The sequence below is a fragment of the Aneurinibacillus sp. UBA3580 genome (genome assembly GCF_002375825.1).
GTDB lineage: Bacteria > Bacillota > Bacilli > Aneurinibacillales > Aneurinibacillaceae > Aneurinibacillus > Aneurinibacillus danicus.
Window position 1 is genome coordinate 37,478 of the sequence record NZ_DFMZ01000024.1, and the last position, 13,345, is coordinate 50,822.

At 44.1% G+C, this 13,345-nt stretch carries 13 protein-coding genes and 1 pseudogene; 7 read left to right on the forward strand and 7 right to left on the reverse strand.

Annotation, left to right across the window (positions count from 1 at the left end):
- Positions 1-184: 184 nt before the first annotated feature.
- Entirely contained in the window at positions 185-2,326 is a 2,142-nt protein-coding gene (locus B2899_RS03925; protein WP_286884182.1) for an ATP-dependent Clp protease ATP-binding subunit, read from the reverse strand.
- A 306-nt stretch (positions 2,327-2,632) separates the two neighbouring features.
- On the opposite strand from B2899_RS03925, the gene B2899_RS03930 reads away from it, so the two are divergent.
- The 4 genes and pseudogenes from B2899_RS03930 to B2899_RS03945 all read left to right on the forward strand — a co-directional run bounded on the left by B2899_RS03930 (position 2,633) and on the right by B2899_RS03945 (position 5,583).
- Positions 2,633-2,998 (forward strand): winged helix-turn-helix transcriptional regulator, encoded by a 366-nt coding sequence (locus B2899_RS03930; RefSeq protein ID WP_146811299.1) that lies wholly within the window; start codon positions 2,633-2,635, stop codon positions 2,996-2,998.
- A 328-nt stretch (positions 2,999-3,326) separates the two neighbouring features.
- Positions 3,327-4,214, forward strand: coding sequence for a carbon-nitrogen hydrolase family protein (locus B2899_RS03935; RefSeq protein ID WP_146811300.1), 888 nt, complete (start codon positions 3,327-3,329; stop codon positions 4,212-4,214).
- Between the two features lie 4 nt (positions 4,215-4,218).
- Positions 4,219-4,906, forward strand: a pseudogene (locus B2899_RS03940) (GNAT family N-acetyltransferase).
- Between the two features lie 5 nt (positions 4,907-4,911).
- A complete protein-coding gene (locus B2899_RS03945; protein ID WP_146811302.1) occupies positions 4,912-5,583 on the forward strand; it encodes a GNAT family N-acetyltransferase in 672 nt (223 codons plus the stop codon).
- Positions 5,584-5,703: 120 nt separating this feature from the next.
- Here B2899_RS03945 and B2899_RS03950 read toward each other — a convergent pair whose 3' ends face one another.
- A complete protein-coding gene (locus B2899_RS03950) occupies positions 5,704-6,360 on the reverse strand; it encodes a GDSL-type esterase/lipase family protein (RefSeq protein ID WP_286884185.1) in 657 nt (218 codons plus the stop codon).
- 276 nt (positions 6,361-6,636) lie between these two features.
- Between B2899_RS03950 and B2899_RS03955 the strand changes: the two genes are divergently transcribed.
- Positions 6,637-7,677, forward strand: coding sequence for a S8 family peptidase (locus B2899_RS03955; RefSeq protein ID WP_146811304.1), 1,041 nt, complete (start codon positions 6,637-6,639; stop codon positions 7,675-7,677).
- 70 nt (positions 7,678-7,747) lie between these two features.
- Here B2899_RS03955 and B2899_RS03960 read toward each other — a convergent pair whose 3' ends face one another.
- Both B2899_RS03960 and B2899_RS18385 read right to left on the reverse strand, forming a co-directional pair.
- A complete protein-coding gene (locus tag B2899_RS03960; protein ID WP_286884187.1) occupies positions 7,748-8,047 on the reverse strand; it encodes an Hsp20/alpha crystallin family protein in 300 nt (99 codons plus the stop codon).
- A gap of 1 nt (position 8,048) precedes the next feature.
- A complete protein-coding gene (locus B2899_RS18385; RefSeq protein ID WP_371863569.1) occupies positions 8,049-8,162 on the reverse strand; it encodes a CarD family transcriptional regulator in 114 nt (37 codons plus the stop codon).
- 182 nt (positions 8,163-8,344) lie between these two features.
- On the opposite strand from B2899_RS18385, the gene B2899_RS03970 reads away from it, so the two are divergent.
- Entirely contained in the window at positions 8,345-8,629 is a 285-nt protein-coding gene (locus B2899_RS03970) for a hypothetical protein (protein ID WP_146811306.1), read from the forward strand.
- 702 nt (positions 8,630-9,331) lie between these two features.
- Positions 9,332-9,730: a FixH family protein gene (locus B2899_RS03975; protein WP_146811307.1), complete on the forward strand. Its 399-nt coding sequence runs from the start codon at positions 9,332-9,334 to the stop codon at positions 9,728-9,730.
- Here the strand turns inward: B2899_RS03975 and B2899_RS03980 are convergent.
- The 3 genes from B2899_RS03980 to B2899_RS03990 form a co-directional block, all read right to left on the reverse strand.
- Positions 9,727-10,194: a hypothetical protein gene (locus tag B2899_RS03980; RefSeq protein ID WP_286884190.1), complete on the reverse strand. Its 468-nt coding sequence runs from the start codon at positions 10,192-10,194 to the stop codon at positions 9,727-9,729. The two genes, B2899_RS03975 and B2899_RS03980, sit on opposite strands and share 4 nt — an antisense overlap.
- A 665-nt stretch (positions 10,195-10,859) precedes the next feature.
- Positions 10,860-11,291, reverse strand: a complete 432-nt coding sequence (locus B2899_RS03985) for a hypothetical protein (RefSeq protein WP_170230328.1) — start codon at positions 11,289-11,291, stop codon at positions 10,860-10,862.
- A 137-nt stretch (positions 11,292-11,428) separates the two neighbouring features.
- A partial coding sequence (locus B2899_RS03990; protein WP_286884192.1) for a thioredoxin domain-containing protein occupies positions 11,429-13,345 on the reverse strand: 1,917 nt, incomplete at its 5' end.

Below are 13,345 nucleotides of genomic sequence, written 5' to 3' on the forward strand. Positions count from 1 at the left end.
GCGGCTGACTTTTGTGGTACGAGGGAAAAGAGAGAAAGGAATGAGGAGAGGATTTTAATGGGGAAAAAGGCAAACGCCTTTTTCTTCCCTGGATCTTCTTTCCTCTCCCTCTCCTTCTTTTCTCACGATTTTCACAGAAAAAAGCGAAGAAGCACGACCCAGCGCTTCTCCGCTTTCGCTTATATTATGCTTTCTTCATTACTTTAATTTCGCCTTGGTCTACATCGACTAGGATGTGTTTTACCTCCTCTTCCTCAATGACAAGATCGGCGATACCATCCTCTACATGCTGCTGGATCACGCGGCGCAGCGGGCGGGCACCGAAGGCACGGTCATATCCCAGTTCGGCCAGCTTCGCTTTCGCTTCCTCAGTAACGGTCAGTTCCACTCCCTGTTCTTCCAGATTTGAGGTAATGTCCCGCAGCATCAAATCGACAATGCGGACAAGATGATTTTCCGTCAGGTGGTTAAATGAAATCACCGCATCAAAACGGTTCAGGAATTCAGGTCTGAAATAAGAAGTGAGCGAGCCCATTACAGACGGAGTATCGTTCGCTTCCTCTGCCCCGAATCCGACCGTAATTTTCTTCTCGGCTACTCCCGCGTTGCTTGTCGCAATAATGACGGTATCCTTAAAGTTTACGGTGCGTCCCTGGCTGTCGGTTAAGCGTCCGTCTTCAAGAATTTGCAAGAACATGTTTTGCACGTCCGGATGCGCCTTTTCAATCTCGTCTAACAGGATAATGCTGTACGGATTTCGGCGAACACGCTCCGTCAATTGACCTGCTTCTTCGTGACCGACATATCCCGGCGGGGAACCGATTAATTTGGAGACGGAGTGTTTCTCCATATACTCACTCATATCAAGGCGAATCATGGAATCCTTCGTACCAAACAGCTCTTCGGCAAGCGCCTTCGTCAACTCGGTTTTCCCTACACCGGTTGGACCGACAAACAGGAAGGAGGCAATCGGTCTGTTTTTCGGTTTCAATCCTGCACGGCTGCGGCGAATCGCTTTCGATACCTGGCTGACCGCGTGGGATTGCCCGATTACTTTGCCTTCCAAATGCTCGGCCAGATTTTTCATTTTCGCCTGCTCATCACTTTGCAGCTTCTTCACAGGAATTCCTGTTTTGCGTTCAATGATTTCCTGAATGTCCTCTACAGTCACTACTGCCCGCTGCTCGTCTCCGTCCATTTGGTCGAGCTGTTCAAGAATGCGGTTTTCTTCATCGCGGAGCTTGGCCGCACGTTCATACTCTTCTTTAGCCGTAGCTTCTTTTTTCTCCTGGCTTACCCGAGCAAGACGGAAACGCAGTTCATCCGTATTTTGCCCGGAAGCACGCAAATTAACCTTTGAACCCGCTTCATCCAGGAGATCAATCGCCTTATCAGGCAGGAAGCGATCTTGAATGTAGCGGTGGGATAATTCAACGCAGGCACGGATGACTTCATCAGAATACGTTACCTGATGGTACGATTCATATTTTTGACGAATCCCTTGCAGAATCTGCATCGCTTCCTCCACTGTCGGCTCTTTGACGATGACAGGTTGGAAGCGGCGCTCCAGGGCAGCGTCTTTTTCAATCTTACGGTATTCTTTCAGGGTGGTAGCCCCGATGACTTGCAGCTCGCCACGGGCCAGCGCCGGTTTCAGAATGTTTCCGGCGTCCATTGATCCTTCGGCTGAGCCTGCGCCGACAAGAAGATGGATTTCATCGACAAACAAGATCACGTTTTTGCGGTTTTGCAGCTCCGCAATCATTTGTTTCATCTTCTCTTCGAACTGTCCGCGGATTCCGGTACCCGCCACAAGCGACGCCACATCAAGCGTATACACGATTTTGTCACGCAGCTTAGAAGGAACTTGTCCTTCTGCGATTTTTAAAGCCAATCCTTCCGCGATCGCCGTTTTCCCTACCCCTGGCTCACCGATCAGAACAGGGTTGTTTTTGTTACGGCGATTTAGAATTTCAATTACACGCTCGATTTCGTCATCGCGTCCGATGACAGGATCAATGAGTCCCGCCCTGGCCGCTTCGCTCAAGTTGCGTCCGACGCCATCCAGAATGCCACCCTGACCCGATGCTTGAGATTGAATATTTTCTTTGGCCATGTGTTGGTTCATCAAAGGCATTCCGAACCCTTTAAAAAACTCGTCAAATCCGGACATATGAGGGAAAGACCCTAAATTCATGCCTGCTCCCGTTTTATTCGTCATTTTTGCGTAGCAGTCATGACACAAATATAATCTTTGCAATTTATCTTGTCGTTGGATGTTTAAGAACACATTTGCTTGTTTTTGATTGCAGTGTTGACAAAGCATAATCCGTTCCTCCTTTAAAGCACATAATGAATGAAATTCTTATTGATTGTTTTTTGACTTTGACTTTCTTTGACCTATGCCTTTATTATAATTTGACCTTATTTGACTTTCAAGAGCTAATTTATAGAAATGAAAAAGTGAATCAAAACAGGAAAAACCACCCTGGTTGAAGGATGGTCTTCTCGAACTCTTTTCCTTTTACAGTTTTATCGCTTGTATGGATGCCAGTATACTAAGTATGTACTTTAATAAAATATAGTATCAAAAAGTATACTATGGTTTATAATAAACGTCGAGGTGAAACGAATGGGACGTTTTCATGATAAAACATTTAACTGTGAAAAAGAATTGACTCTTTCCGTCATCGGCGGAAAGTGGAAGATGATTATTTTGTGGCATTTAGGGAAAAGTGGTACAAAGCGGTTTAGCGAACTGAAAGCCCTTATCCCCGGCATTACACAAAAAATGCTGGTCAACCATCTGCGGGAGCTGGAAGAAGATCAGATTGTTCACCGCAAAGTTTATCCCGTTGTTCCGCCAAAAGTGGAATATTCACTGACAGAACTGGGAAAAAGCTTAATGCCTGTCCTTGATGCTATGTATGAATGGGGTAAAAACTATATGGAAACGGTCATGCAGAAGCAGGAAGAAAAGAGCAAGTCCGTCCGGTAGCAAAAACGCTCCCTCTTTTATGGATTCAAAAAAACAACGCGCAGTGACCTTTATAAAAGGAACTGCACGTTGTTTTTTACGCATATACGGTGACATTGCCTATATATAAGAATATAAGAACGTTCCAGCAGAGATACTCTGAGAGGTGTATCTTTCTTTTCGATCCCCTTTTTTGCTTTATTTTTATATAGTATACTTTTCATACTATGTTACATAAAAGTGTGTACTTGCTCAAATTTATTATATGTCTAATAATATCGATAGCACTCATAACTAATAAGGATTGAAGGAAATTTGTTAAATTAATGATAAAAGAGGTGGAAAAGCAATGCAACTGAGGGTCTCAGCGGTTCAATATCATCTTCATACTATACAGTCTTTTGAAGAATTTGCCAAGCAAGTCGAACATTATATTAAAACAGCCGAGGAATTCGGTGCAGAATTTGTGCTATTCCCCGAATTTTTCACGACGCAATTGATGTCCATCGGGGATAATCAAGGGCATGCTTTAACCATTAATGATTTGCCTGACTTTACAGAACAATATCGTGACTTATTCTCATCCTTTGCGAAGCAAACAAAGATGCATATTATTGGGGGAACCCATGTCATTCGTAAAGGCAATCACTTATACAATGTCGCTCATTTATTTTACCCGGATGGAAGAATCGCAGAACAGCCTAAGCTTCACATCACACCAACAGAAGTCAAGGAGTGGAACATGACGCCAGGCGAAAGTTTACAGGTATTTGAGACAGAGAAAGGCACGATTGCCATGCTTACCTGCTACGACATAGAATTTCCGGAAATTGTTCGGATGGCGAAGGCGAAAGGCGCTGATGTTATTTTCTGTCCCTCCTGTACCGATGATCGTCATGGGTTCCACCGCGTCCGTTATACAAGCCATGCCAGAGCGGTGGAAAATCAAGTTTATGTCGTAACTACAGGAACAGTAGGTTCGCTTCCTACGGTTGACTTTATGCGTGCGAATTTTGGGCAAGCGGCGGTGATTACACCAAACGATATTCCATTCCCTCCCCGCGGCATCCTGGTCGAGGGAGAACTGAATAATGATATGATTGTTACCGCTGACTTAAATCTTGAACTATTATATCAGGTTCGTGAAAGCGGTTCTGTGACTACATGGCGTGATCGTCGTATCGATCTCTATCCGGATTGGAATGAAGAGGAACCTATCCGCGTTACGGAGGAATAGAAGAATGTATCGAAAAGAGTTTTATGTTTTTGATCACGATCGACCTGTCTCCGCGGTCATCCGGAATTACAAAGAAGCTGACTTTCCTGGTTTAATTCACATTCAACAGGAAAGTTTTCCTCCGCCGTTCCCATCTGAATTATGGTGGAACAAGGAACAATTGCATAACCATGTTACTTTGTTCCCCGAAGGAGCCTTATGCATTGAGGTTAATGGTGAAATCGCAGGATCGATGACCGGATTGCTTGTTGACTTTGATCCGGAGCATCCGGAACATACATGGGAAGAGATTACGGATAATGGGTATATTTCGAAACCATAATCCAAATGGGAATACACTGTATGTCGTCGATATTAGCGTGCGTCCCTCCTACCGGAAATTAGGATTAGGAAAATGGCTGTTGTTATCCATGTATAACGTCGTTATTCAAAAAGGATTGGAACGGTTGTTAGGCGGCGGAAGAATGCCTGGATATCATAAAAAAGCGAATGAGATGACGCCGGAACAGTATCTTGAAGCTGTCGTAAAAGGCGAGCTAAAAGATCCCGTCATCACCTTCTTGCTTCGCTGTGGCCGTACTCCTGTTAAAGTGGTGGCGAACTATTTAGAGGATGAGGAATCGTGTAATTATGGAGTACTTATGGAGTGGAAAAATCCTTTTTATACATCAATATCTAAACAAGGAGAATGATAAAAATGGAATATCGCAGAATTACGAATATACAAGATCCTTTGTTTAAGCAAATGCATCAATTCATGCAAGACGTGTTTCCTCCCGAAGAAGTATTGGAATTTGATCTTTGGAAAGAGCCTTTGGAAGATCCGGGAATTCGTGTCTTTGTTGCTGTTTATGAAGGGAAGGTAGTAGGGGCGACGGAGTACCGCTATTATGAAGATTTTAATGTCGCGATGACAGATTTTACGATTATTGGTCAGGCAGGCCTCGGTATCGGCCGATTTTTAGCCCAAAAGAGGCTGGAGGATTTAAATTCCTTGGCCGCAGCAAATGGAAAGCAGTTATATGGAATGTTTGCCGAAATTTATGATCCTTATCGGGTAGAGCATTTTGAATTTGGCGGGATTAAACCTATGGATCCCTATGTTCGTCGTGAGGTATTATCACATCTTGGTTATAAACGCCTTGATTTCCCTTATGTCCACCCATCCTGGAATAATGATGGAGAGGCTGTAACAGGGCTTGACCTTTGTTTCCTTCCGATGAACGATAATGTGGATGAACTTAAAACGGATCTTATCGTGAAGTTCTTGAAACGTTATTATTCCGTCTTATCGAACAAACCGAAATCGTGGCATGAAATGATTGAAACTCTGGAAGTAAAAGATACGGTAACACTATTACCAATTTAGTGGATACAAAACAATATAGTCAATAAAATAGTGTAATTTGTTGTAAATACCGGAAGCCATGTACTTCCCCCCTTTTACATAAGAGATGCATGAGATGATGGGTACGGGATTGGGCAAATGTTAAGGTTTAGCATCTAAACTTCTAATGGTTTCTGCAATTACGCGATGACCTTTATAGTTTGGGTGCTTGCCATCGATAAATAACAATGTACTTTCCTGATGTAAAAAGGCAGCATATACAGGGGCAATCTTTGTATGGGAGTCGGCTGCCTTATGGAGAATTTGATTTAGTTTTTTCACCGACTGCCGAGCCAGGGGGAATTCAGGCAGAGGATTATAGAGTTCGATATAGCGGAGCATATAAGGAGCAGTGGAGGATTTTTTTATGCTTTTAATACTTTGATCGATAAAAAGAAAATTATGGCGAAAATTTTGAAGCGCCATTTCTACTGCTTTTTTATTCTTCGTTTTATCATAAACACGGCCTGCCTGAAGTAAATCGTTTCCACCAATGGAGCATGTGATGATATCTGCTGTCTGTATGGCTTTGAAAAAGGTGGCGTCATTTCTGAGCCTGTGTAACAATTGTTGACTTGTCCAGCCTGCCTTTCCTAAATTGCGAAAAATGACACGTGTTTTCCAATCTTTTTCTATGAAATCTCGATACTGATAAGCATATCCATAATTAAACCAGGCTCCAATCCCTGCGGTAATAGAGTCTCCTATGGCCGTGTAACGTAGAGGTGATAAAGGATGGATCATCATGACCTTACTCATGTACTCTTTGCATCTCCCCTATCCTGTACTATACTATATTGTATTGGTAAAAATTTTGATATGTAACGAGGCGATAGCATACATTTTGAATTCCGCTGTCCTAAAAATGTTAAATGTAGTACTTCCTTTTGCTTGTTTACTAACGCGACAAGATTTTGTTTACATGCCCTTATAAAACAGGGCGAAAATTTAGGTATCTCCCTTCTCCTATTACATCCCCATTCACTCCATTTTTCATATACTGGTACTAACCATGTAGGAAGAGGAGGCTGATTTATGGCAAAACGTTACCTGATTCATGTAAAAGCCAACATGAATCAGGCCCGTAAAGTCTGTATGAAGCAGAATGGGATTGAGATTTTGTACTGCCACAAGCATTTCCCTTTCATCGTTGCTGATGTTGAGAACATCAAATTTTTTAGTAAGCATCCCGCTTTTTCCCTTGTTGAGGAGGACATTCAAATCCGGGTACACCGGGCCGCCCCCTCTATCCTCAATCCGTCTGCATCCCCCATCCCCTGGAACATTCAGATCGTTCATGCACCGGACGCCTGGCCCAAAAGTACAGGGAAGGGCGTTCGTGTAGGCGTACTGGATACCGGCATTGCCTCCTCGCATCCGGCTCTGCGCGGCCGTGTTGCCGGAGGATACAATATCATTGCACAAAACCGCAATTTTACAGATGATAACGGACACGGCACTCATGTAGCTGGCATTATCGCCGCCAGCGGTCGAGCCGGTGGCCTTTATGGAGTTGCTCCAGAAGCGAAGCTCTACGGGATTAAAGTGATGGATCGGGACGGCAGCGGGAGAATTAGCGATGTAATCAGGGGCATTGAATGGGCGATGGATAACCATATACAAGTGCTGAATATGAGCCTTGGAGACAGCAACTATAACGCCGCCCTGGAATACGCGACACGAAAAGCTCACCAGAAGGGAATGATTTTGGTTGCATCGGCAGGAAACGACGGGGAACGCAGCGGGCTTGTGGATTATCCGGCACGTTTTCCGTGGGTCATCTCAGTCGGGGCGGTTGACCGGGAGATGAAGCGGGCTTCCTTTTCAAGCACAAGAGGTCCGGTCGACATGATGGCACCTGGAGTAGACATAAGAAGCAGCTGGAGAAGCGGATATAGGACGGAGAGCGGTACGTCGATGTCAGCCGCGCATGTTAGCGGTGGAGCGGCTCTCGTGCTTGGCCGCCATCCTGAGCTGAATGGCGCTAGGGCTGAGAGTTATTTGAAGCGCCTGAATAAGCGGAGTGGAGCACGAAAGGGATACGGGCTCCTGAATTTTTCTCCCCTTTCAAAGTAAGAGGATATTCTCTTACCTCCTGCATCTGCGATAAAAAAACGCTACGGAAACCAATCCATAGCGTTTTTTGTTATTCAACAGAAATGCTGTGCCGTTTATGCCAGAGGTGTATGGCCATCTCATCAATGCTTCGTAGTGGAATGAACACCGTTAGCGTGTTATCATGAAGGGTTGCCCGTATCTTTTCTGTTTTTGTGTTTTCTGGTAATGCTATACTTTTTATAAGGCTCCCGGGTTTATGTGCAGCCAGAATGGATAGTGTACCTTGCGCAACTTCCACTTGTATATCTTTATGGCTGTATCCCGGCAATCTCAACTGAACAATCATTTCCTTTTCCTTTTTCTCGATATGGACAACTCCTGTGTTCATCCTATGTTCCGGCTGATGATTGGAAGGATGTTTTGGTCCTATTGTAGTATCCCCTTTCCTCTATGCTTTCGATTACCCCTGCACCATGCATTGGGTAAACAATCTTATCACCAATTTAAAACAAAGCATCACCCCCTAATAGAGTCTTTTTTTGAGGATATCGCTGATTGTCTTCGTCCATTTGACGAAGGGAATGTAATACCAAATATGGACGGTGATTAAGGCACTCAACTAGGACGAGACGTTATATTCCCTCATATTCTATAACGAAGTCATTAAGAAAGGTGGAATCAAAGAATGTCTGAGCTTCGTCGAACATTGGCAGAAAAAGCAGGGAAATGGACAGTCATCAATACAAAGTCCGGTTCCTTCTATGGAAAAATTGAAAGTGTGAATAGAAAAGGTGTTACTGTATTACTGCCGGACCATTATACTGTCAATGATCCTTCCGTTAAACTCCTTGAGGAGAACGTAAACGTTAAAGAAGAGGATGTTCAAGCGTCACAAAGATTTTTTAGACGCAGACGCAGACGACGTTTTTTCTTCCGTCGCTTTTTCTTCCCATTCTTTTTCTTCATTTAATGGGTGCTGCTGTATCTTATTTGCCATGGATGGTTCTACATCCATGGTTTTTTTGTTTTGCGATAAACGAGGTCAGCGTGCATGATGAAGAACAGCCCGTTCTCTTCTTATTTAGGTTTAGGTTAAGACATAATTTCATGCTATTCAGGCAGGTATGGACGAGTGTTAGGCGAATGCCTCTCTTTAAAAGAGATGGAATAACCTTGTTAAGAAAAAGGATCACTTTTAATCGCTCAAAAGTGATCCTGAAGAGTTAAGTTTGCCGAAAATGATATCGGGGTAATTCTCCTGCTTTCAACTGGGTTTCTTAAGTGATTCCCCTGCTGCTACATAACGAGCAGGGGAATCCTTTTCCTACCTATTAGTCACATGCACACGCAATAATGACCAAGAGGATAAAGAGAACAAGGATAATCCCAATTTCTTCTCTCTCACCAAAAAAGCCCATATGCCCACCTCCCATGTACAGTGGATTGAACTACACTGCATACTATGCAGACAAGTACAGACGAGTGTTAGGTTACCGCCTTTTTTCAAGGCTTCGGGCTTGCCATTTACAAATAGGGGAATTAAATTTCCGGGGGATTTCTGAATGACTCAGGTTTACTACTCTACCTCATCTGCTTGGCGTACAAAATCTCCGTTTTGTTTACGGTACCTCTGCATACAATAGAGTAGTTTGAAAATGGGAGGAGAATAAGAATGTACAGAATGAAACAATCCCTTGCTTTTTTTATCATGCTTGGATTTTTCACCCCACTATTTTTCGCAGGATGTTCAGAAAAAAATACACCCATTCAACCGAGGCAGGATATCCAGATACATCTACATCCTTTACCGGCAAAAGTCCATCAGAAAAACGAGCTTTTCATCACATCAACAAAACCAGAGGACCATTCACTAAAGAACACCGAGGTAACCATCACGTTGTCAATGTCAGGGATGAACCACGGCCAAACGACGGTGCCTGTTGAAAAAAAAGATGGAGGCTTTCTCGCAAAGGTTACTCCCACAATGGCTGGAAAATGGACAGCTGACATCCATATTGTAAAAGACGGAGAAACGAGCAGGATTCAATATACGTTTGAGGCTATACCTTAGTCCTTCTCCCTCTCCATACCGTTTTCAGAAGCTCCCTTTTGTTCTTCTTTTTCGAGTCTTACAGAAAAACATACAACCACAAAGGAAAAAACACTCACGATTGTAATACATGTCATTAAAAGAAACGGCTGATCAGCCATAGCCCCCAGCATCGGGCCCATGATTCCTGCCATTATACCGCTTATTGCCCCGCTTATTACCGTTTGGAAATCACCAAGCGATCCAAACAAAACACCAATCATAACGGCCACAAGCGTATTGATAATGGTAACAACGGTATAAATAGAAGGGAATTGATAGGCAAATACAATACCTGTTGCGATTCCAAGCACGCTTGCTGTCATCGTTATATTCATTCCAATATGGCAGCCAATCATTTCACGAAACCCCGTCAGAAAAAAATACGAATAGGCACCGGCGATGAGAGCCACTCCCAGTAGCCCCCAAAGAAACCAAGATATCATTTCTTTCTCCCTCTTTCCTTTGTCGATAAAAAATGGGATCTTTACCTAGACCTTGTCCCATCACTCTCCGTATTTCCGTTCATAGTATATATATGACGGGAGCTCCTCAAAGGAAAGTGGCAGAAGCCTTCTTTCCTTACGCAGGAAAGAAGAAAAATTGAAAAAGAGGGATAAAGATGATAAAGAAAATAGGTAATTTTTTAGAGAGTACGTATGGTTATTTTATAAGTAAAGCATCCAACCAATTTGGCGCTTCTTCAAACTGTATGTGCGCTAGGGTCAGAGGAGAAGATACGAGATGCAGATGTAAAAGCAGATCTCGCAGGAGATGCGCATGCTGATTGTATAGCCTCTACGATTAAAATCGAGGCCTATCCATCAGCAACATAAGTAAGGGAAGACGGATGTATTTATGATACGAAATAATTCGAACAAAATTAGAAAACCTTAGTCTAATTGTGTATTAGACTAAGGTCGGTTGTTGAGAAAGTATCTTTTTGAAAATCGTAGCCCAAGGGTATAAAAATGTTTCCTCATACCTCTAAAAGCTTATAGGAGCGAATGCGGGGCATCAAATTCTTTGCGGGAAATTCTTTGTTTTTACAAATAAGGTTTCTTCCCATTCTGAGCACGTATCTTTTAAAGGGATACGTGCTTTTTTGTTTTTATAAGATGTTTTTTAACATAGATTGCACCATCGGGTTTTGCAAAAGTTTTACGATCTGGGCGAAGTCCATATTTCCAAGTAAAGCCTCTAGGCTGCTTTTTTCTGCGTCTGTTGCCTGGTTCTTCTTCGGAGCAGTTTGAACTTCCGCTTCGCCCTTATCGCGCCGCCTTCTAGGCTGTCTATTGTTTCTTTTGGCTAGATGCTGTTTAACCTCTGCTAGCTCTACCAGGATATTTTCAAGTTTTTCCTTATTATCCTTTGTCTCCTTAATATGAGCTTCAATGTTATACAACGTATTTTCAAGTTTTTCCCTGTTATCCTTTGTCTCGATTATGTTACCTTCTATTTTACGGAGCGTATTTTTAATTCCTGATAGCCGCTGGTTGATGGCATGCAGTTCTTTCCTCCGGTTTGAACTGTCTTTCTTCATGACGAAACACCTCCTTTTTCTTCTGTACTGCTGCGTCCCATACTCATTGTATGTTAAAAAAAGCATAATAGAGACAGTGCACGTACCTAGTTTGTAAACGTACAAAAGAAGAAAAAGGAGAGAGCTTTCGAAACCGTTTATGTCAGCTGTTGTTTCAATTCCTCAAGGCTTGTCACCGGCGCCTGACAGGCAAAGTTCTCACAGACATAGGCCGTTGCTTTTCCATCCTTCGTCGTTTTATCCGTCAACATTGGGGCTAGAAGCAATAAGTTTTCTCTTGTCTCATTTGTCACGACGGACACAACGGCATTCGGCATAAAGTGCCTTCGAACTTCCTGCACCATCTCCTGAGCCGCTTGTTTGTCTGGTGCTGCAATCACGACTTCTTGTGTCGGTCCAAATAAGAATTGCACCGCCATCATAAAATGGGAGTATGCCATCGGATGCAACGCCACATCCCCTGCGAATGCTGAGATTTGCTCACTGGTGAGGCGTACAATGTCATCATTTCCTGTTAGGCGAGACAATCGGGCCAGGTTCATTGCCGCTACTGAATTTCCTGATGGCATTGCCCCGTCATACAGCTCTTTCGGGCGCGTCAGCAACTGCTCCGCATCACTGCCATAGAAATAAAACCCGCCACTCTCTTTATCCCAGAACAGTGCAAACTGCTGCTCCTGAAGTTCCAACGCATACATGAGATAATCCGCCTCAAACGTTGCTTCATATAATTCAAGCAGTCCCCAAATTAAAAATGCATAGTCATCCAGATACCCAGGGAACGCTGCTTCGCCATCCCTGTATCGCGCAAGCAGACGACCATCTTCACGCTGCAGCTTATTTCCGATAAAGTGGACCGCATTCGCGGCAGCTTTCGCGTATTCTTCGTCACCGAGTACAACTGCCCCTCTGGCCAGCGCCGCGATCATCAGCCCATTCCAGGCGGTTAGAATTTTATCATCTTTATGTGGGTGCACTCTCTTTTCTCTCGCTTCAAACAACTGCACACGGCATTTCTCAATGAACTGCTTTAGTTCGTCTAATTCCATGCCCTCTTCCTGTGCCGATTGTTCGAGCGATTTCTCGACTAAGTTCGGAATGCTCGTACTATGCTCGAATTTTCCATAGTCCGTAATATCGTACACCCGGTTGAAGCGTGCCCCGTCTTCTTCCCCGAGGATGGCATGAACTTCTTCCGGCCGCCAGACGTAAAACTTGCCTTCTTCTCCTTCTGAGTCAGCGTCTTCCGCTGAATAGAATCCGCCTTCCGGATCGGTCATGTCACGGAGTACATATGTGAAAATTTGGCGGGCCACATCCGCATACTTTTCTTTTCCAGTAGCCTGGTAGGTGTCTAGATAAACGAGCGCAAGCAGCGCGTTATCATATAACATCTTCTCAAAGTGCGGGACTAGCCATTTTTCGTCAGTAGAATATCTGGAAAAACCTCCTCCCACGTGATCATATATACCACCACGATGCATGGCATCCAGCGTCTTTTCGACCATTTCCAGCGCATGCGTCTGCTTGGTTAGTTTCCAGTGACGCAAAAGGAAAGAAAGGTTATGCGGTGACGGAAACTTAGGCGCCTGTCCAAATCCGCCATACTGCGGATCGAATGTGCTCTCATACTGCTCGTAGGCTTTGGTAAGCGTTTCTTTCGTCAACTCCCCTTTGCCTTTTGTTTTGCTGTGGTGTTCCTGGATGGCATCGACGATTTGCTGACCGGTGCGGACAACACGGTCCTGATCTTCCGTCCATTTGCTGTGAAGCTGCGTAAGAATGTCCATGAGGCCCGGCCGACCGTATTTGCTTTCTTTTGGAAAATATGTGCCGGTGAAGAACGGTTTTTTGTCCGGCGTCATGACGACGGTGAGCGGCCAGCCACCGTGTCCGGTCATGGCCTGGCAGACTTCCATGTAAATATGATCGACATCCGGGCGTTCTTCACGATCGACTTTGATGGAAACATAATGTTGGTTGAGCAGATCGGCAACTTCTTGGTCTTCGAAGCTTTCCCTCTCCATGACATGACACCAATGGCAGGTGCTGTA